Genomic DNA, 18,850 nt, shown 5'->3' with positions numbered 1-18,850 from the left:
CGGCTGATGGATGCAACAGAAGAGGAGCAAAGATTATGGCGTATGTATTAGGAATAGACTTGGGAACAAGTTCATTGAAGGGTCTGCTGTTGGATGAGCAAGGCAAGACAGTATCTTCCGCTCAAAAAGAGTATCCGCTTATCCATCCGAAATCTGGATACAGTGAGCAAGATCCGGGACAATGGATTCTTGCCTGCGAATATGTACTGGATAAACTGAAAGCTGAAGTTGCGGACTTCGCTACACAATTGGAGGGAATCAGCTTCTCCGGCCAGATGCATAGCTTGGTTGTGCTGGATGAAGAGAATAATGTCCTCCGCAATGCGATTTTGTGGAATGACGTCAGGACAACCAAACAGTGCAAGGCGATCATGGATGCCTTCGGAGAAGAACTGCTTGCAATCACGAAAAACATCGCCTTGGAAGGGTTCACTTTGCCGAAAATTCTGTGGATCCAGGAAAACGAGCCGGAAATCTGGGACAAGGTGCGGCATATGCTGCTTCCAAAGGATTATCTGGGATATTGGATGACCGGTACCATGCATATGGATTACTCGGATGCAGCCGGAACGCTACTGCTGGATGCGGAAAAGAAAGAATGGTCCAAAGCTGTTCTCGAAGAATTCCGCATTCCGGCTGCTTATCTGCCTGAATTGATCGGATCTTCGGGCATGACCGGAAAGCTGCGGCCGGAACTGGCGAATCGCTTCGGCTTTGAAAAAGAAGTGAAAATATTTGCGGGTGGGGCGGATAACGCCTGCGCTGCGATTGGCGCCGGGATTGTGAATGCTGAGACAGGCATGGCCAGCATCGGAACTTCCGGTGTGTTCCTCGCCTTCGAGGATTCGGCTGAGCAGGATTACCAAGGCAAATTGCATCTGTTCAACCACACCATTGAGGGTGGCTACTATTCAATGGGCGTCACCTTGGCGGCTGGCCACAGCCTCAACTGGTTCAAGGAGACGTTCGCACCGGACAGCACGTTCGAGGAATTGCTAGAAGGGATGGATGCGATCAAACCGGGTGCAGACGGCTTGCTGTTCACCCCGTATATCGTTGGCGAACGCACGCCGCATGTCGACAGCAAAATCCGCGGCAGTTTCATCGGGATGGACACGAATCATACGATCAAACATTTTGCGCGAGCGGTCCTGGAAGGGATAACCTTCTCCTTGAAGGATTCACAAGTATTGATGGAGAAAGTGGCTGGGAAATCCTTCAAGCGCATCGTTTCCGTCGGCGGGGGCGCCAAAAATCCGGATTGGCTGCAGATCCAAGCAGATGTTTTCGATGCCGAAATCACTTGTCTGGAAGCTGAACAGGGACCTGGATTGGGTGCGGCGATGCTAGCTGCGGTCGGACTCGGGTGGTTTCCGACAGTGACTGCTTGCGCGGACGTATTTGTTGCCTACAAAGATGTCGTCCGGCCGATTCCGAAAAACGTTGCAGCCTACAAAAAAATATACGCACTTTATACGCAAGTTTACGGAGCGACTAAAGAATTGTGCCATGAGTTGGCGAAAGAATAGCAGTCTATTTGTGCAAAAAATTGAGCGGGTAACCTTAAGATTTTGGGTTTGAATCATGGAAACGAATCGTGTCTGGATGGTTTCATGCCATCCAGACACGATTCGCGAAATGATGCCAAGGAGCGGACAATCCATTTAATGTAAGCGTTATTTTATCGACGTGGTACAGATGTGAAATTAATCAGCAGTGGAGGAATTTGGAATGAAATTCAGTTTAAAAAAAGGTATCCTTGCAACAGTAACTTTGTTATCTGCAGTGGTCTTGGGAGCTTGTGGAAGTGGTAATGCTTCTACCGGAGAAAGTGGCTATGTCGGGATTGCGATGCCAACGAAATCGATGGAACGATGGATTTCGGACGGTAACAATATGGTGACGGAATTGGAGAAGCTGGGGTATAAAACGGACTTGCAATACGGAGAAGACAAAGTCGAAAATCAGATTGCGCAAATCGAGAACATGATCACAAAAGGCGTGGATCTTTTGGTGATAGCCCCCATCGACGGCTCTGCTTTGACAAACGTTCTGGAAAAAGCTGCGAACGAGGATATTGAAGTCATCGCTTACGACCGTCTGTTGATGAATTCCGAGCACGTGGATTACTATGCCACATTCGATAACTTCGGCGTTGGGGTTCTGCAGGCTTCCTATATCGAAGATGCATTGAACTTGAGTGAAGGTGAAGGCCCTTATAATATTGAATTATTTAGTGGATCTCCAGATGACAATAATGCTTTGATCAATTACGATGGTGTGATGTCCGTATTCCAACAGTACCTTGACAGCGGTCAACTGGTTGTTCGTTCCGGGCAAACAAAATTCAGCCAAATCGCAACGCTGCGTTGGGACGGATCGACTGCCCAAGGACGGATGGATAATCTGTTGAGCGCAAACTATTCAGATGAAACATTGGATGCTGTCTTGTCTCCCAACGATACGATCAGTTTAGGGGTCATCTCTTCCTTGAAAGGGGTAGGCTACGGATCATCAGACAAACCGATGCCGGTCATCACCGGACAAGATGCAGACCAAGCAGGTGTGAAATCGATCATTGCGGGCGAACAAACGCAGACGGTATTCAAAGATACGCGTATCTTAGCTAAAAATACTATCGAGATGATCGAAGCCATCTTCAAGGGTGAAGAAGTGCCTGTCAATGACACCGAAACCTACGATAACAGTGTTAAAGTGGTGCCGACCTATTTGGCGAACCCGATCTCTGTCGATAAAGAGAACTATAAAGCAGAACTGATCGATACCGAATATTATACAGAAGAAGATTTAGCGCAATAAGCAGAATGCACGAAGAAGGGGTCGTCTCATTCGGGACAGCCTCTTCTTCGTGCATTCATTTTAGCGTTTTGTAAAACTTTATTCGGGGTGACAGATGCTAGCAAGGGAACGCGCACGCGCTCCTCCGGCGAACGGAGGACGCCCACATTTGAAGACTGTGCTCCGACTAGGATAGGCTCGCAGGAGGGGAGACCGTAAATTACAGCCGTACTCCGGCGTGGGAGAACTCTCGCCGGAGGAGCGCACCCGCTTCCGCCGCTCAACTCCTGTCAGCGAGCACCTAAATAATTTCCTCAAACACCCAGGCATCATAAGGCTGCAACCGTACCCGTTTTTCGATTGCCGGCTTTTCCGAATTTGTCAGCAGCAAGTGCCATTTTTTGTTGGCCACCCGTGTCGGCAGATCGATTTGGCAAGAATTACGGCTAAGATTTGTGAGCACGAGCACCTGTTTTTTCTCCGATTTTCGCAAATAAGCGAAGACCTGCGGATGATTTTTCAGAATCAATTCAAATCCGCTCTCAGCAAACAAGGGCTGGGTCTTCCTCAACCGGATCAATTGTTTGTAATGACTTAAAACGGATTGTTCATCTTTTTCCTGCTCGGCGATATTCAAATGTTCAGCGTTACTGTTCACAGCCATCCAGGGTAGCAACTCGGAAAATCCGCCGAACATTCCGCCTTCCCATTGCAGTGGCGTTCGCGAATGGTCCCGCGTCCAATGGGTGACGTTCCTTAACGCTTCTTCTGGGGAAGAGCCGTGTTCCAAGAGAATCCGGTAAAGGTTATGAGAATCCTGAGCATCGACTTGTTCCATCGACTGAAAAGCAAAGTTGGTCATGCCGATTTCCTGGCCTTGGTAAATGAAGGGCGTTCCTTTCAGCAACATATACATCGTCGCAATCGCCTTGGCGGATTTGGGCGATTCATCCCCCAGAATCGAAGCGATCCTCGGATTATCATGATTCTCCACGTATAAGGCGTTCCATCCGTTCGATCCCAAGTCCTTTTGCCAACGGGAAAGCACCTTTTTGAATCCCAAAAGATTGAGCCGTTCCGCACCTGGTTGGCCTTCGCGCACGTTATGCTCCAACTCAAAGATCATATTCAAATAGCCGTCTTCTTTGGTCCAATGCGCGGCTTTTTTGCTGGAAACACCGCTCGCTTCGCCGACCGTCATGATCGGGTAAGCATCAAAAATTTCCTTCAGCTCTTGCATATAGACTTCGATTCCGGAGACGTTCATGAAGGGTGCCCAAGGATTGTCGGTGATTTTGAAATCCCACGATTCTTTCTGGATATGACTGATCGCATCCAGACGGAAGCCGTCGATCCCCAAGTCTAGCCACCAGCGGATCATCCGGTAGATTTCTTCCCGCACTTTCGGATTTTTCCAATTCAGATCTGGCTGTTCCGGAGCAAAGACATGGAAAAAGGCCTGCCCCGAGCGGTCGTACGTCCATGTCGAGCCGCCGAAGAAGCTTTTCCAAGCGTTCGGCATTTTGTTTTCGGTGGCATCCGCCCACAAATAATAATCGCGGTACGGGTTATCTTTGCCTTTTTTCGCTTCCAGAAACCAAGGATGCTGGTCGCTCGTATGGTTCACTACCAGATCCATGATGATTTTGATGCCTGAATCATGGGCTGTATCCAACAGTTCCTTGAAATCGGCCATCGTCCCGAAATCGGGATGGATGTCCTGGTAATCGGAAATGTCATAGCCGTTATCGACATTCGGCGAAGCATAGACTGGGTTCAACCAAATGAAATCCACGCCCAATGACTTCAGATAGGGCAGTTTTTCGATGATTCCCTGTAGGTCGCCGATGCCGTCGTGATTGGCATCCCGGAAACTCCGGGGGTAGATCTGATAGCCTACCGCATTTTTCCACCATCTGCTCATGCTTTCACCTTCACAACAAAGGCTTGCCAAGGCTTCAGCTGCAGGTCCTTCAAACCGGTAATCTCATTCCCGTCATTCTGGATGATCATTTCAACTATCTCGTCCTCAACCGAGAAAGGCTGTGTCTCATCGGAGAAATTGGTCACGACCAACCAACGCTCGCCGTCATATTCCCGGCAATAGCTGATGACTTCGTCGACCGTATCAACCAGCTCGAATTCGCCCCAAATCATGATTGGATGCTCTTTGCGCAAACGGATTAGCTTTTGGTACGTATAAAAAATCGAATCTGGGTCCGCCAATACAGTCTCCGCATTGATCAACGGATAATTCTCATTCACGCCGATCCAAGGGGTGCCGGTCGTGAAGCCGCCGTTCGAGGAAGCGTTCCACTGCATCGGGCGACGGGCATTATCGCGGCCTTTGGCGTTGATGGATGCCAGGATCTCTTCCTCGGAATAGCCTCTCGCCAGGCGCTCGTGATACATATTGATCGTTTCGATGTCCCTTGCTTCCGCAATGGATGCGATTGGCGTGTTGGTCATGCCGATTTCTTCGCCTTGGTAGATGTAAGGTGTGCCCTTCATCATGTGCAGCAAAATCGCCAGCATTTTGGCGCTTTCCGAACGGTATTCTTGGTCATTGCCCCAACGCGAAAGCATCCGCGGCAAATCGTGGTTGTTCCAGAACAAGGAATTCCAGCCGTCCTGACCGAGTTCCGTCTGCCATTTCGTCAGAATCCGCTTCAGTTCGGCCGCCCGCATCGGCTGCAGATCCCATTTTTCGCCGTCCGGCTTCTGATCCAGGCCGATGTGTTCGAATTGGAAAACCATGGACAGCTCCTTGCGTTCGGGAGCGGAATACAATTTGGCGATTTCCGGGGTCGCTCCCCAGGTTTCGCCGACGGTCAACAGGTCGTGGGCGCCGAAAGTGGCTTGATGCATTTCCTGCAAAAATTCATGCAGCTGCGGGCCGTTTCCGGTGATTCCCTCTTCGGGTATTTTGCCAATCAGGTCGATGACATCCATGCGGAAGCCGCCGATGCCTTTAGCGATCCAGCGGTTCATCATTGCGTAGATTTCCTGGCGCATCTTTTGGTTCTGCCAGTTCAGGTCAGGCTGTTTTTTGCTGAAAAGATGCAAGTAATATTGTCCGCTTGCGGCATCCCATTCCCAAGCCGGGCCGGAGAAGGCCGAGCCCAATCCGTTCGGCACGCCCCCGTCTGCGGCAGGATCTGCCCAGACATAATAGTCGCGGTAAGGATTGTCTTTGCCTTTTTTGGCTTCGACGAACCAAGCGTGCTCGTCCGAAGTATGGTTGACCACCAGATCCATCACCACTTTGATGTTGCGCTTGTCGGCTTCCGCGATGAAATGCTCCATCTCTGCCATCGTGCCGAATTCATCGAGAACGGCTTCGTAATCGGAAATGTCATACCCGTTGTCGTCGTTCGGCGACTGGTAGACGGGCGAAAGCCAAATCGCCCCGATCCCCAATTTTTCCAGGTAGTCCAATTTTTCGGTCATGCCGGCGATATCGCCGATGCCGTCGCCGTTGCTGTCTTTGAAGCTCCGCGGATAAATCTGATAAACGACAACCTCTTGCCACCAATGTTTTTCCATGCTGCAACCTCATCCCTTAGTCATTTCAGAAAATTTACTATCGCATCTGCCCGCCGCAACGTGCAGTCGTTATTCTTTCATCAACACAAAACCTTTGCGTTCCAATTCGACCGATCCGTCCGACACGTCCGCAAGGTTCGAGAACAAAGCCTCCCCGATCAGTTCGACCCGTGCCGAGTGTTCACCGGTATTGAAGGCGCCGCGGATGACCTCGCCGCCCAGCATGCGCTCAAAAATGATCACACCGGACTCTTCGGATACTTGCCGCCAATAAACGGTGCCTTCCGAAAGGACTTTTTGTTGCTCTTTGCGGATGCCGTTCAGCGTCTTCACGAATTGGTGCAGATCACGGTCCTGCTTGTCTTCTTCCCAGACCATGCACTTGCGGCAATCCGGGTCCATCCCGCCGGTCAAGCCGATTTCATCTCCGTAGTACAGGCATGGTACACCAGGTTGGATATAAGTGAACGCCATAGCTTGTTTCATGATGTCCTTGTCCTCGTTGGCTTCCGTCAACAGGCGTGGCGTATCATGGGAATCGAGGATGTTGAACTGCATCTGGTTCGTCTGATTACGGTAGAGCATCAATTGGTTGTTCATTTCCGACACCATTTTACTCAATGATAGTTCATTCTTCACGAAATAGCCCATGATCGCATCGGTGAAGGCGTAGTTCATGACGGCATGGAACTCGTCGCCTTGCAGCCAGTTTTGGGATGAATGCCAAATCTCGCCGAGAATGTAGAAATCTTTTTTGGCTTCATCGCAGACGATCCGGAATTTTTTCCAAAATGCGTGGTCGACTTCGTTCGCGACATCCAAGCGCCAGGCGTCGATGTCGAAAGCTTCGATCCAATAGCGGGCGATGTTCAGCAGATAATCCTGCACTTCCGGATTGGCCGTATTCAGCTTCGGCATGTGCGGATTGGCGGCAAAGACATCGTAGGTGATATCATAGGCATCCTCGAAATTTTCGCCGCGCTTGTAGGAAGGCGGGAACTCATTGATGTGGAACCAATCGACATATTTCGAATCTTCCCCATTTTTAAGCACGTCTTGCCATTGCGGAGAAGAGTCACCGATATGATTGAAGACGGCATCCAGCATGACTTTCATGCCGCGCCTGTGGCATTCGTCCACGAGTTTTTTGAAGGTTTCGGCATCGCCGAAAGCCGGATCGATTTTCAGGTAATCGATCGTGTCGTACTTGTGGTTGGAAGAAGCTTCAAAGATCGGGCAGAAATAAATCCCGTTGATTCCCAGATCCTCCAAATAATCGAGGTGATCGATGACTCCCTGCAGGTCGCCGCCGAAGAAGTTCTGTCTGTTCGGGTCTTCCGAGCCCCAAGCCAGCGTACCTTCCGGATCGTTGCTAGGATCCCCATTGGCGAAACGCTCCGGGAAAATCTGATACCAAATGGTTTCTTTGACCCATTCCGGTGTTTTGTAGCGATCGACTTCATGGAAGAAGGGCATCCGGAAGTAATTATTCGGCATCCGCAAATAGTTTTCTTCCAATGGGTAAACACCGTGATCGCCATAAAAGACGGAAATTCCGTCATGGCCTGTTAAGGCAAACGCATAGGATAAGCGTTTTAACGGTGCATTCACTTGCACGAACCAGTAATCGTATAGATCGGTGGAAAGTGTTTTGATCATCTGAAGCGGTTTGCGGAACCACTCCTCTTTGTCCAAAAAATAAGGGTCTCCGTAAAGCAGCCCCATCTCTCTAACGTCTCCGCGGGCAGTCCGCAGGCGGACGTGCATCGTTTCTGGGTCATATAGATAGGCAAACTCGCTTTCGGGACGATGGTAAAGCGCTGAAGTGTTCATAGTAGTATCGGCTCCTTTTCACTCTTTGTTTTCCCACATTGTGGCACATCAGATAATCGGTTGCAAGAACTTTTAGCAATCGGTTGCATTTTATTTTTGGAGTGGAGAATCATCTCCTTTGGATTTTTGATTGTTAAAAACCCTTGATATACTTATATAACCAAGCTTTTCACAATCGATCTGACGCATCAAAAAAATAAACCGTTTTCTTTTTTTGAGAAATAACGCTTGACTATCTAAGCAATCGGTTGCATAATCTAGAGTGTAAAGGAAATTCATTTCAAGGGGGACAAGTAAGTGAAGACGAATTGGAAAAAATATTTTGGAAGCGGTTTAATTTTGGGGGCATCTGCTTTAATCTTGGGCGCATGCGGTGGCACAACTGATGCAAGTGACACAGGCTCGGCTGAGAACACATCCGGAGAAGTCGTCGTAGAAGGCGATGTCAAATTGTGGGTGGACACGGATCATGTCGAAGTCTTCAAAGGAATCGTGGCAGATTTCGAAAAAGAATTCCCTGAAGTTACCGTTGAAGTGGCAGCAGGAAGTTCAGCAGATGCAAAAAAAGATGTCTCTAAAGATCCTAAAGCGGCTGCCGATGTTTTCATGATGCCGCATGACCAGGTCGGTCAAATGGCAGAAGCAGGTCTGTTGTACCCGAACACAAAATACGCAGATGAAGTAAAAGCAAATAACGTGGAATCAGCTGTGGAAGGCGTAACGTGGAACGATGAGCTTTACGGCTACCCATACGGCGTTGAATCACAAGTTCTCTACTATAACAAAGCGAAACTTACTGAAGATGATGTGAAGAGTTGGACGACATTGTCTGAAAAAGGCAAAATCGGCACAAACTTTGCTGAAGCTGGAGCCAACTATATCTTTGGGCCGCTGTTCATGAGTAACGGGCTTTACTTGTACGGTGAAAACGGTGAAGATCCAAGCGGAACTAACTTCAATAACGAAAAAGGTGCTGAAGTACTTGCATGGATTGCAGCTCAAAAGAACAATCCAGGCGTGATCCAGTCCGGAGCTGAAGCTTTGGCAAACTTGGAAGCAGGCGTTTCGGATGCTTTCCTTTCCGGTCCTTGGTCCAAAAATGACGTAGTCAAAGCATTGGGCGAGAACATGGGCGTTGCGGCTTATCCGACAGTCGATTTCGGCAGCGGCGAAGTTCAAATGAAAGCTTTCTTGGGCGTCAAATTGTTTGCCGTAAACCAACAGACAGATGCTCCTTTAGCATCCATGGCTTTGGCTAACTACCTGTCCAATGAAACTTCCCAATTGACTGAATTCCAGGAAATGGGCGTCATCCCATCTAACAAAGTCGTTCAGGAAACAGCGGAAGTGCAAGAAGACGCTGTTGCAAAAGCGGTCATGGAAATGTCTCAACCCACTCATTCAGTCGTAATGCCTAAGGTTCCGGAAATCGTTTCGTTCTGGCCAGCAATGGATGCCATCATCAATGATGCATACAAAGGCAACATCACAGAATCTGAGTACATGGAAAAACTCGATAAATTGGTCGAAGACACATCCAAAGTAACAGAACCTAAAGAAGAAAAAGAATAAAAGAAATTAAAAAGGGAGGGCGAAAGATCACGCATCTTTCGTCCCTCCTATTTAAATGATGAAAGTGAGTGGGGAAGCCATGTTCAAGAAAAAAAGTTACAGCCAGCAGATGACCTTTCGGGAATTGTTCAAAGAAGGGGACGTCGCAACAAAACTTTCCTTTGTTGTCATGGGAGCTGCCAATCTTGCCAGTAAACAATACTTAAAGGGTTTGATTTTCCTGTTTTCGCAGATCGCCTTCTTCTATTGGCTGATCCGCAACGGACTGCGGGCGCTGGCCATGTTGGCGACGTTGGGTACTCAGGGGCAAGGGCTCGTTTTTGATGAACGCTTAGGGATTGAAGTGCTGCAAGAGGGCGACAACTCAATGTTACTGCTATTATTCGGCATCGCTGCCATTGTGATTTGTGTGCTCCTTGTTGGTTTGTACATCATCAATCTGAAAAGCGCGCGGCATATTCATGAGCTGAAGCAAGCGGGGAAAAAGATCCCGAGTACGATGGATGATCTGGGAAGCTTGCTGAACGAACGCTTCTACGCCACCTTGATGACGATTCCGTTGTTGGGCGTGCTGCTGTTCACGGTCCTGCCACTGCTCTACATGATTTCGATCGCCTTCACAAACTATGACCACACGCACTTGCCGCCGAAAAACCTCTTTACTTGGGTCGGTTTGGTGAACTTCGGTAACGTCATTTCCGGAAATATGGCAGACACCTTCTTCCCTGTCTTGGGCTGGACGCTGATCTGGGCTACGCTGGCGACAGTCACTTGCTTTTTCTTCGGCATCCTGCTCGCGCTTTTGATCAACACTAAAGGCCTGAAATTCAAAGGCGTTTGGCGCACAATTTTCGTCATCACGATGGCAGTGCCGCAGTTCATCTCGCTGTTGGTTATGCGCAATCTGTTGAATGGCGCGGGTCCCATCAACGCAACGCTGCTGAGCCTGGGCCTGATCGATTCGGCCATTCCGTTTTTGACGGATCCGATTTGGGCAAAAATCACGGTCATCGTCGTCAATATGTGGATCGGTATTCCTGCCACGATGCTGGTTTCGACGGGGATTATCCAAAACCTGCCGACTGACCAGATCGAGGCTGCACGGATCGATGGCGCCAACAAGCTGCAAATTTTCAGGAACATCACTTTCCCGCAAATTTTGTTCGTCATGATGCCAGCGTTGATCCAACAGTTCATCGGCAACATCAATAACTTCAACGTCATTTTCCTTTTGACAGGCGGTGGCCCTTCAAATTCCGATTTCTACGGAGCGGGTTCGACGGATTTGCTGGTTACGTGGCTGTACAACTTGACGGTCAACACGATGGACTACAACTTGGCGTCCGTCATCGGTATCCTGATCTTCATCCTGTCCGCAGCTTTCAGTCTGCTTGCTTACACAAGAACGAATTCATTCAAGGAGGGCTAAAAACATGGCAATAGCAAAGAAAACAACAGGATACAAAGCGCAGCGGCGGTATTCGCTGGCTGCAGTCTACGCCATCCTGGCTGTACTGTCGGTCGTTTGGCTGTTCCCTATCGTATGGATCGTTTTGACCAGCTTCCGGGCAGAGGGCGGGGCGTTCGTTCCTTACATCATTCCAAAATCATTCACTTTGGAAAACTACAAAATTCTGCTGCAGAACACAACCGGAAACTACCCGTTTGTGCGCTGGTTCCTGAACACGTTGTTTGTTTCCGTGATCAGCTGCATCCTGTCGACTTTCATCACGATCGCAATGGCGTACGCACTGTCGCGCCTGCGCTTCAAGATGCGGAAACCGTTCCTGAAAGTTGCGCTGGTCCTGAATATGTTCCCCGGATTCATGAGCATGATCGCCGTGTACTACATCCTGAAAGCCCTGAACCTGACGGAAAGCCTGCTTGCTTTGATTCTGGTCTATTCCGCAGGCTCCGCGCTGGGATTCTACATCGCCAAAGGCTTCTTTGATACGATCCCGATGGCGCTGGATGAATCGGCTATGATCGACGGCGCAAACAAGTGGGAGATTTTCACGAAAATCACGCTACCCTTGTCCAAACCGATCATCGTGTACACGTCTTTGCTGGCTTTCATGGGACCGTGGATGGACTTCATCTTCGCCAAAATCATCATGGGCGACAACATCCCGAACTACACGATCGCGATCGGGCTGTTCACGATGATGACCCGCACAACCGCGAACTCGCTGTTCATGGCGTTCACCGCCGGCTGCGTGCTGATCGCCATCCCAATCACGATTCTGTTCATTTTCATGCAACGCTTCTACGTGGAAGGCGTGACTTCCGGATCAGTCAAAGGATAAGAATGTATAGTGAAAAAGCCCAAAAGGCGCTCTTGCCGGAGCGCCTTTTGGGCTTTTTGTGTTTTGTGTTTTGTTTTTGTTGGGGTGGGGTGGGGCGATTTGGTCGTGAAAACATGGATACTTTGGAGTTAGTTATGATTAAGACGGTATTCGAGCTCAAAAAGATGAATACTTTGGATTTATTCATGGTTTCAATCAACATTCCGCCGCACTGCCGAGCAATTTTTCGAAATCATCGCTCTCGACATCCAACGAACCCTCGCGGATGCTCTTTTGGATAGCGAGCAGGATCGGGATTACGAAATCCGGAACGCCCTGGATGCTGGAAACATCATTCTCCAAGTACCAGTTGTTGCGCAGGAAGGAGTAGGGGATGCCGGTTTTCAGGATGGCGTTTTCTGTAGCCTGGTGCGTCGGAGCGAACAAGTTGGTACTTTACTGCGCCTTCGCCAGACTGGTGTACGCGATGAAGCCAACTCAAGCCCGCTTTGCTGTAGCTACAGCGTTGGCATGTTGGCGGATCCGGGTTTCGTTGTCTCCGTCCGCAGAAACAAGCAAGATGCGATCGATGCCTGCAAAAGCGGCATACAACGTTTCCGGATGATCAAAGTCCCCTTGGCGGACATCCACCCCGCGAGTGCTCAATGCTTCTGCTTTCTTCGGATCGCGGACACTGACTGACAATTGGTTGGCCGGTGCTGTCTTCAAAAGAGTTTCTACAACTTTCGTGCCGAAATTTCTGGTTGCTCCCGTTACTAATAATTTCATGCTGGGTCCCTCCGATTTTTGTTTGCTTATTTTATGTAACCTAATGATATAGCATCCGGCTTTAGTTGGAGAGCCGTTACACTTAGAGTTGCGTGTGGATGAAAAATTGGCAAGGGAGAAAGGGAATGGGTGATGAATATGTAGAGAATCTCCGATATTTATCTTGTATTCTCGGTAGTTCGCGACGGAGGTGTGATCCTCCGATAATCTTCCTGAAATATCAGAGCTTTCGACCGATGAATCTGGATAAACGAAAAAATTACTGCCTCAATTTATTAGAAAAGAGGTGCTTTTTATTTTAATGTAGATTTAGTGTGTACCCAAATCAGACACCTGTACATTGTTGGTTTTATTGAATGCTACGTGTGGATTATAAGTGTCGAATAAATGTAATGGAGAAAAGATGAAAAGAAATGAGGATTGGTATGCACGAATGTTAACCGTAAGCTAGAATCTAGAGTGATAGATTGATACTTTAAAAAATCAGGAGGAGAAAAAATATCTTGAGAAGCCTGACACAAGAGGATCCACTACCAGAGGCACCGTTATTTGTAAGCTACTGACACGCTTGGCGTACTCAGTCAAATGCGATTTATGTGGTCTATTAGGTTTAGCAATTGTAAAAGTTAGGCGTTTCTTCTTTTTTTTGGAATGCAGACATGAAGAGAATCCCTTACTATGGTTTCAGTGCACTAATCTGACCACAATGCCGCCATGATATTAGCTCTTTCCATCATTTATGGCTTACTTTGTGTAGTTTCCAGATACGGACATACTTAATGTTAAGCCGCAACCAGTAGTTGCTGGCGACGAAACCAATAAGTGCTTCCTAAAGGCTTTGGTTTCTTATATGGTAGAGAGGTAAGTATCTGTAACATTTAGGAGGAAAAAGAATGAAAAAAATTTTAGTCTGGGCGGTTTTATTAGGCTTCTCGTTAAATGTTTTTACCCCGAATACTGCTCATGCTGCAGAGTTGGAAGAATCCACCTTCATTTATAATCTGGATGAAGGGGGTCGGCAAGAATTTTCCGGAGTAACGGAAGATGGCGAGGAAATACTGGTAGTGGTCGAGGAAGTTTTTCCTGAACAAAATACTAGAAATTCCTTCTCGCTATTTTCCGTTGCAAATGGAAACTATAGAATATCCGGGAAAAAAATCGGCCAATGGGAAGCGAGTTACTATGTGACGGTTTCCGGAGATCGATTGACAAGAGCCTATGCGCCTGTTACATCTGAAACAACTGGTTCCTTCACGAGGACAAGTTTAGCTCTCTTATCTAACAAAAAAGCAAGTTATGAACTGGTTTGGAAATATGGGTTGTTAAGCACTACATCTTATTTGAACGCAATACTAGGAAGTAGCTCAATCTCCATTACCTATTGATTTCCTATATACTCCACGCTAGAGGGTCCGCCCCAGGGGAATAGATTGCCTAAGTGCGCATACAAACCGAATACGTTGACCAAGAGACTGATCACTCCCGCAACAAACACCAGTTTATAAAAGGTGTTTGTTGCTTTATTTCTTTTTAGGACAACCGGAGTGATGATCAAACCTAATGGAGCAATCAAACAACTGAGAAGATTAAGCATCAGCAGTACCAATCCTTCATCCCGCTCACCATTCATTTGGATATAGGCTAGCTTCTTTTGGGAGTCTTTAATCTTTTCATTGTTTGCTTCTATTTTTTTTTAATCCTTGATTTTCTTTCAAAAGATCATCAACAGTGACTTCGTAATATTCACTCAATCGCACGAGATTGTCCAGGTCTGGATAGCTGCTGTTGTTTTCCCACTTAGAGATGGACTGACGGCTAATATTTAGGTGTTCAGCAACCGTACTTTGAGATACACCTTTTCTTTGTCGGGTTTCTTTCAATCGTTCTCCTAATAACATCCTTTTACACCCCTTTTATCCTACTTTTCTTCATAATAGCGTAGATAGTCTTCTTTTTCTAGGACCGAATGATTGCCTATCCGCAATTCCTAGTTGCTAATGGTAGGGGAGCCTATAAAGTGCGGCCATGTAAACCGCTGGTTGCTTTTATATTTACCAGATTTACCTTAAGTTAGATGTATAGATAAAAATATATACCGATCAAATTTATTCAGGAAGGAGATGACATCAAGTTTTAAGTGTATTCGTTTTTGAAATTTGAAAGGATGTGAGGAGGAGAAATTATGTCACGTGTTCTGTTTATCATTTTTGGCCTTACTTTCTTCTTGCCGAATTTATTTTTTCGAAGAAAATCTAAAATGACCAGAACAAGTGGCCGACTCAAAGTAGCAACACTCGAAAGGAGAGGGAACATTCAAAGCGAGTTCTTTCAATATAAGTCCATAAGATTACACGATTTAATAAATGATTCCTTGCGTCAAATAGTCTTAAAAAATGCCTCTGCGTTATTCATCTATCCCGCTCAGTTCTCCAAATTGACTCAAAAAGAGTACCGAGAGTCTTTGCAAAAGATTGCCCGAGAAATACCAATAGTAGTGATTGGAGCGAAGATACTTAATTCCGATCCCTTCTGTGAAGAAATCCTGCCGGGATCGGAACTGAATGAAACCATTCAAGCTTTTTTCTACTTTCCTAATGGCGACGATTGTTTCTTCAGAACAGATGAGTCCACCTATCAAGACCAAAAAGAATTATACCAAGCCATCCTCCTCATGCGTAAGACAGCTTGCTATGCTGATTGGGAAAAAATTTTCTATGACTACTAAACGTTCTTTCCAGTAGTGCGTCAAAGGATTTAAAGTTTTCTTGAAAAAGATGTCGTTCCAGTAAGTGAACGCTTGATTTTAGTAACGCTTACAGATCAAGTAACAAGCTTACAACAAAGTCAACAGCGAAGGGAAGTTTAAAAATGAAAAAAATAGTTCTAAGTCTACTAGCCAGTAATATATTAATTAACGCTATTTCTCCTACTGTAGCATTTGCTTCTGAGCAACCCACAAGTGTCATTTCTACACTCACATCTCATAATTCATCTTCCGAAGAGAAAAACTATTTGAGGCTCGAAAATGGTGATGAAATTGTAACGAAGATAGGCACAGAAAATTTAGTTGAATTCCGTATTACTGAAGATGGGGAGGAGTTTGATTTAGTTTTTAATTTTGAAAAGGGTGAGGTAACTGTCGATGATAAGGTATATAATATGGAGGAGTACCTATCTGCAATAAACGGAGAAGGTTCTATCAAGGAAACTGTGACTCTAATTGAGCCTCTGAGATTCTCTCAATCTGAAGAATCTGCGCTTGCACCAACATTAGAAAATTCTCCTAATATTTCCATCATGGCTATACTACCCACTACAGGCTATAATCCTTTGGTAAACTATGGAACATATAGACAAATCAATATGAAAATAGGATTTGCAACTGCGGCCCTTACTGCAATAGCAGCTTTTGTATTTAAAGGAAATGCCAAACTTAGTCAAGCTTTTGTAAGTTCTGCATTGCAAAGAGCTGTAGAAGCAGGAATTATTGCAAGTACCACCGATTACTTCTTCAGTGATGTTTACTATATTAAAAGACAGGCTACCCATCCCACAGCAGTAGGAGCCGTTAAAGAAACTCGGGAACCATATACCCTTATTCAAAATACGAGGGTTTATGGATCCACTGCCACTTGGTATTTTTGGAGTGTAAATCCTTACTAAAATTACTATTTATTTGAGAGGATGTTAAATTATGAAATTCTCCCGAAAAAAACGGAGTCATGGCGTTATAGATTATTTTAAAAAGAATAAATACCTTCTCGTTATATTCATTTATTGCATTATAGCTGCTTTGTTTTCTTCCCGACTCATTATTGAGTATGGCGAAAGTAAGTTTTATACAATCTTTTTCTTAGCTGGCCTCCTTCTAATAGTTTTCCTTAAAGTCGCTTCTTTGGTAACCTCGTCTGAAAATAAAAAGTAAAAGACTCGCCACAGGCATTAGTAATTTAAGGCGAATCTAGTTCGTTAAATAATAAACTGAGTTACTCTACAGATTGAGGCGGGAGAAAAATAATCTGTCCATTATACACAAACGGTAAAATCCTGATTATGTATCTGCATAATCAGGATTTTACCGTTTTGTCTTGGGGCATAAAGTAGCTAGATATAGTCAGAACTCAAGAGTATTGACCATGCTTCCTTTCTCTAGTAAAATCAAGGGATACAACGGTGTGATAACTTATAGTCAAAAGCGAGGGCAAAAAAAGATGAAATATGGCTATGCACGGGTGAGTACCCGCCAACAGGATCTGGAAGGACAGCTGCGTCAACTCGAGGAAGAACGCTGCGACCGAGTCTACTTCGAGAAAATTACCGGAACAAAAAGTGATCGCCCCGAATTTCAAAAACTCCTTCAGGAAATTGACACAGGAGATACGCTTGTTGTGACGAAGTTGGATCGCTTCGCTCGTAGCACGCAAGACGCATTGAATACGATCAAGCTCTTATTCGAGAAGGGTGTTCGGATCAATGTGCTGAATTTAGGAATTATCGAAAACACGTCCACTGGAAGATTGATTTTTACGATTTTGAGCGCTTTTGCGGATTTTGAGCGCGATTTGATTGTGGAGCGTACGCAAGAAGGGAAAGAGCTGGCTAAATTGAAACCCGACTTCCGGGAAGGGCGACCAAAAAAATTCAATCATCAACAAATCAATCTGGCTATGCAGCTTCTCGAGGCGCACTCTTATAAAGAAGTAGAGAAGATGACCGGAATTAGTAAAAGTACTTTGACAAGAAATAAGAGAACAATGCAAATGAATATTGAGTCACAGAGTGTAATCTAAGCATATGGAATTATACATGAGTTACTTGAAGAAATGTAAGACAAATACCTAGGATATATCGCTGAAAAGGGAGTGCTGTATTTTGAGAGAAGCTTTGCGAGCATTTGTAAAAATTAGTTTGACTCTCATATTTTGGTTCGTCATTAATGAAGCAGTTTCAATTTTATTTGGTAATAGGATACCTCTTCCTACCACAGAGGATTCTAGCGTTATTTTGCTATATCTTTTGATTTTTCTATTGGAATTTATATTATCCTGTCTGCTTACCTATCTTGTATTTAAAATTGCTAAAAAATAATATTTTTGAACCGTCACTGACAAAGCCATTAAAACTGGAATATGTTCTTGAAATCCTTATAAAGAGTTCGTTTCTTTATAACGTCTACTCAGTATTTCTTATTACTTTTAAAGAGGTAGAAAAAATGACTGGCATCAGCAAAAGCACTTTGACGCGTAATAAAAGAAAAATTATAGATACATCAGGTAATAAGCTGAGCGATTAGATAATTTGTTATACTAAAAATTATCCAAGTCAAAAAGGAGTGATTTACATGGAATGGTATGAGAATCGAATTTTATCTGCAATAAATGGGACTAATCCAATGCTGATAAAAGAATTATAAGGTGGCTATGCTGTTTTTGGAGATGTTCAATTTTTACCTGGCTACTGTGTGCTATTACCTAAAAAGGAAGTTAACTCTTTGAATGTCCTATCTCTAGGAGAACGCGAACAGTTTCTTTCCGATATGAGTATTCTAGGAGATGCTATTATTCAGAGTTGCACACCTATTAGAGTTAATTATGACATTTTAGGAAATACTGATAATTTTCTGCATGCCCATGTTTTTCCACGTTATGAATGGGAAAGTGAAGAACGGAAAAAAATGCCTGTATGGCTATACGATAGTTCCAACTGGCACAATAAAGAAACCGCCTATAACCCTATAAAGCATGATGAAATACGTAATAGCATTCTAGAATATTTGAACAAGAATTATGAATAAGAGTTACTTAGTCATGGAATTAAACATAAGAGGCCGTCTTCTGTACAGCTTAAATATTTTTTCTGATAATTTTGTAACAAATAACTTGTTTTTCAATACATGCAAGGACCTCTTGCTGTACTATTTCTTTTTTCTACTAAACAAAACGCCATACATAGTCACTTTTTTTATTCTTTTCTGATATATTCATTCATCCTTAATTTTTTCTTTTAAATCTTTGTATTTCATTGAC

16 protein-coding genes and 1 pseudogene are annotated in these 18,850 nt (G+C 45.4%); 11 read left to right on the top strand and 6 right to left on the bottom strand.

Features of this window, described 5'->3' with window-relative positions:
* Positions 1-35 precede the first annotated feature (35 nt).
* Positions 36-1,529 (top strand): xylulokinase, encoded by a 1,494-nt coding sequence (gene xylB, locus BLV66_RS11055; protein ID WP_086986222.1) that lies wholly within the window; start codon positions 36-38, stop codon positions 1,527-1,529.
* 202 nt (positions 1,530-1,731) lie between these two features.
* Positions 1,732-2,820: a multiple monosaccharide ABC transporter substrate-binding protein gene (chvE, locus tag BLV66_RS11050; protein WP_086986221.1), complete on the top strand. Its 1,089-nt coding sequence runs from the start codon at positions 1,732-1,734 to the stop codon at positions 2,818-2,820.
* A 280-nt stretch (positions 2,821-3,100) separates the two neighbouring features.
* Here chvE and BLV66_RS11045 read toward each other — a convergent pair whose 3' ends face one another.
* The 3 genes from BLV66_RS11045 to BLV66_RS11035 all read right to left on the bottom strand — a co-directional run bounded on the left by BLV66_RS11045 (position 3,101) and on the right by BLV66_RS11035 (position 8,178).
* Positions 3,101-4,723, bottom strand: coding sequence for a glycoside hydrolase family 13 protein (locus BLV66_RS11045; protein WP_086986220.1), 1,623 nt, complete (start codon positions 4,721-4,723; stop codon positions 3,101-3,103).
* A complete protein-coding gene (locus tag BLV66_RS11040; RefSeq protein WP_086986219.1) occupies positions 4,720-6,345 on the bottom strand; it encodes a glycoside hydrolase family 13 protein in 1,626 nt (541 codons plus the stop codon). The genes BLV66_RS11045 and BLV66_RS11040 overlap by 4 nt, the downstream gene beginning before the upstream one ends.
* A gap of 69 nt (positions 6,346-6,414) precedes the next feature.
* Positions 6,415-8,178: a glycoside hydrolase family 13 protein gene (locus BLV66_RS11035; protein WP_086986218.1), complete on the bottom strand. Its 1,764-nt coding sequence runs from the start codon at positions 8,176-8,178 to the stop codon at positions 6,415-6,417.
* A 297-nt stretch (positions 8,179-8,475) separates the two neighbouring features.
* On the opposite strand from BLV66_RS11035, the gene BLV66_RS11030 reads away from it, so the two are divergent.
* The 3 genes from BLV66_RS11030 to BLV66_RS11020 all read left to right on the top strand — a co-directional run bounded on the left by BLV66_RS11030 (position 8,476) and on the right by BLV66_RS11020 (position 12,056).
* Positions 8,476-9,750, top strand: a complete 1,275-nt coding sequence (locus BLV66_RS11030) for an extracellular solute-binding protein (RefSeq protein ID WP_086986217.1) — start codon at positions 8,476-8,478, stop codon at positions 9,748-9,750.
* Positions 9,751-9,829: 79 nt separating this feature from the next.
* Positions 9,830-11,179: a carbohydrate ABC transporter permease gene (locus BLV66_RS11025; protein WP_086986216.1), complete on the top strand. Its 1,350-nt coding sequence runs from the start codon at positions 9,830-9,832 to the stop codon at positions 11,177-11,179.
* A 4-nt stretch (positions 11,180-11,183) separates the two neighbouring features.
* On the top strand, positions 11,184-12,056 hold the full coding sequence (locus BLV66_RS11020; RefSeq protein ID WP_086986215.1) for a sugar ABC transporter permease: 873 nt from the start codon (positions 11,184-11,186) through the stop codon (positions 12,054-12,056).
* Positions 12,057-12,251: 195 nt separating this feature from the next.
* On the opposite strand, the gene BLV66_RS15700 is transcribed toward BLV66_RS11020, so the two are convergent.
* Entirely contained in the window at positions 12,252-12,482 is a 231-nt protein-coding gene (locus BLV66_RS15700) for a hypothetical protein (RefSeq protein WP_218131840.1), read from the bottom strand.
* A 51-nt stretch (positions 12,483-12,533) separates the two neighbouring features.
* The gene (locus BLV66_RS15695; protein WP_218131839.1) at positions 12,534-12,824 is read right to left on the bottom strand and encodes an NAD(P)H-binding protein; all 291 of its coding nucleotides are present in this window, start codon (positions 12,822-12,824) and stop codon (positions 12,534-12,536) included.
* An 893-nt stretch (positions 12,825-13,717) separates the two neighbouring features.
* Between BLV66_RS15695 and BLV66_RS11010 the strand changes: the two genes are divergently transcribed.
* Complete coding sequence (locus tag BLV66_RS11010) at positions 13,718-14,209, top strand: DUF5626 family protein (protein WP_086986214.1); 492 nt, start codon at positions 13,718-13,720, stop codon at positions 14,207-14,209.
* Positions 14,210-14,494: 285 nt separating this feature from the next.
* Here BLV66_RS11010 and BLV66_RS11000 read toward each other — a convergent pair whose 3' ends face one another.
* On the bottom strand, positions 14,495-14,722 hold the full coding sequence (locus BLV66_RS11000; RefSeq protein ID WP_086986212.1) for a helix-turn-helix domain-containing protein: 228 nt from the start codon (positions 14,720-14,722) through the stop codon (positions 14,495-14,497).
* Between the two features lie 284 nt (positions 14,723-15,006).
* On the opposite strand from BLV66_RS11000, the gene BLV66_RS10995 reads away from it, so the two are divergent.
* The 5 genes and pseudogenes from BLV66_RS10995 to BLV66_RS10975 all read left to right on the top strand — a co-directional run bounded on the left by BLV66_RS10995 (position 15,007) and on the right by BLV66_RS10975 (position 18,618).
* On the top strand, positions 15,007-15,549 hold the full coding sequence (locus tag BLV66_RS10995; protein ID WP_086986211.1) for a hypothetical protein: 543 nt from the start codon (positions 15,007-15,009) through the stop codon (positions 15,547-15,549).
* A 143-nt stretch (positions 15,550-15,692) separates the two neighbouring features.
* Entirely contained in the window at positions 15,693-16,487 is a 795-nt protein-coding gene (locus BLV66_RS10990) for a hypothetical protein (protein WP_086986210.1), read from the top strand.
* A gap of 548 nt (positions 16,488-17,035) precedes the next feature.
* On the top strand, positions 17,036-17,614 hold the full coding sequence (locus tag BLV66_RS10980) for a recombinase family protein (RefSeq protein WP_086986920.1): 579 nt from the start codon (positions 17,036-17,038) through the stop codon (positions 17,612-17,614).
* A 272-nt stretch (positions 17,615-17,886) separates the two neighbouring features.
* Positions 17,887-18,117, top strand: coding sequence for a hypothetical protein (locus BLV66_RS15985; protein ID WP_501037488.1), 231 nt, complete (start codon positions 17,887-17,889; stop codon positions 18,115-18,117).
* Between the two features lie 48 nt (positions 18,118-18,165).
* Positions 18,166-18,618: pseudogene (locus tag BLV66_RS10975) on the top strand (HIT family protein).
* Positions 18,619-18,850 lie beyond the last annotated feature (232 nt).

This window comes from Trichococcus collinsii (assembly GCF_900107505.1).
Lineage (GTDB): Bacteria > Bacillota > Bacilli > Lactobacillales > Aerococcaceae > Trichococcus > Trichococcus collinsii.
Note: the sequence above shows the minus strand (reverse complement) of the source record. Positions and strands in the feature narration are given on the sequence as shown.

Bases quoted from the DNA above. Each gene is read 5' to 3' on its own strand.
- xylB (WP_086986222.1), top strand. From the start codon at position 36: ATGGCGTATGTATTAGGAATAGACTTGGGAACAAGTTCATTGAAGGGT.
- chvE (WP_086986221.1), top strand. From the start codon at position 1,732: ATGAAATTCAGTTTAAAAAAAGGTATCCTTGCAACAGTAACTTTGTTA.
- BLV66_RS11045 (WP_086986220.1), bottom strand. From the start codon at position 4,723: ATGAGCAGATGGTGGAAAAATGCGGTAGGCTATCAGATCTACCCCCGG.
- BLV66_RS11040 (WP_086986219.1), bottom strand. From the start codon at position 6,345: ATGGAAAAACATTGGTGGCAAGAGGTTGTCGTTTATCAGATTTATCCG.
- BLV66_RS11035 (WP_086986218.1), bottom strand. From the start codon at position 8,178: ATGAACACTTCAGCGCTTTACCATCGTCCCGAAAGCGAGTTTGCCTAT.
- BLV66_RS11025 (WP_086986216.1), top strand. From the start codon at position 9,830: ATGTTCAAGAAAAAAAGTTACAGCCAGCAGATGACCTTTCGGGAATTG.
- BLV66_RS11020 (WP_086986215.1), top strand. From the start codon at position 11,184: ATGGCAATAGCAAAGAAAACAACAGGATACAAAGCGCAGCGGCGGTAT.
- BLV66_RS15695 (WP_218131839.1), bottom strand. From the start codon at position 12,824: ATGAAATTATTAGTAACGGGAGCAACCAGAAATTTCGGCACGAAAGTT.
- BLV66_RS11010 (WP_086986214.1), top strand. From the start codon at position 13,718: ATGAAAAAAATTTTAGTCTGGGCGGTTTTATTAGGCTTCTCGTTAAAT.
- BLV66_RS11000 (WP_086986212.1), bottom strand. From the start codon at position 14,722: ATGTTATTAGGAGAACGATTGAAAGAAACCCGACAAAGAAAAGGTGTA.
- BLV66_RS10995 (WP_086986211.1), top strand. From the start codon at position 15,007: ATGTCACGTGTTCTGTTTATCATTTTTGGCCTTACTTTCTTCTTGCCG.
- BLV66_RS10990 (WP_086986210.1), top strand. From the start codon at position 15,693: ATGAAAAAAATAGTTCTAAGTCTACTAGCCAGTAATATATTAATTAAC.
- BLV66_RS10980 (WP_086986920.1), top strand. From the start codon at position 17,036: ATGAAATATGGCTATGCACGGGTGAGTACCCGCCAACAGGATCTGGAA.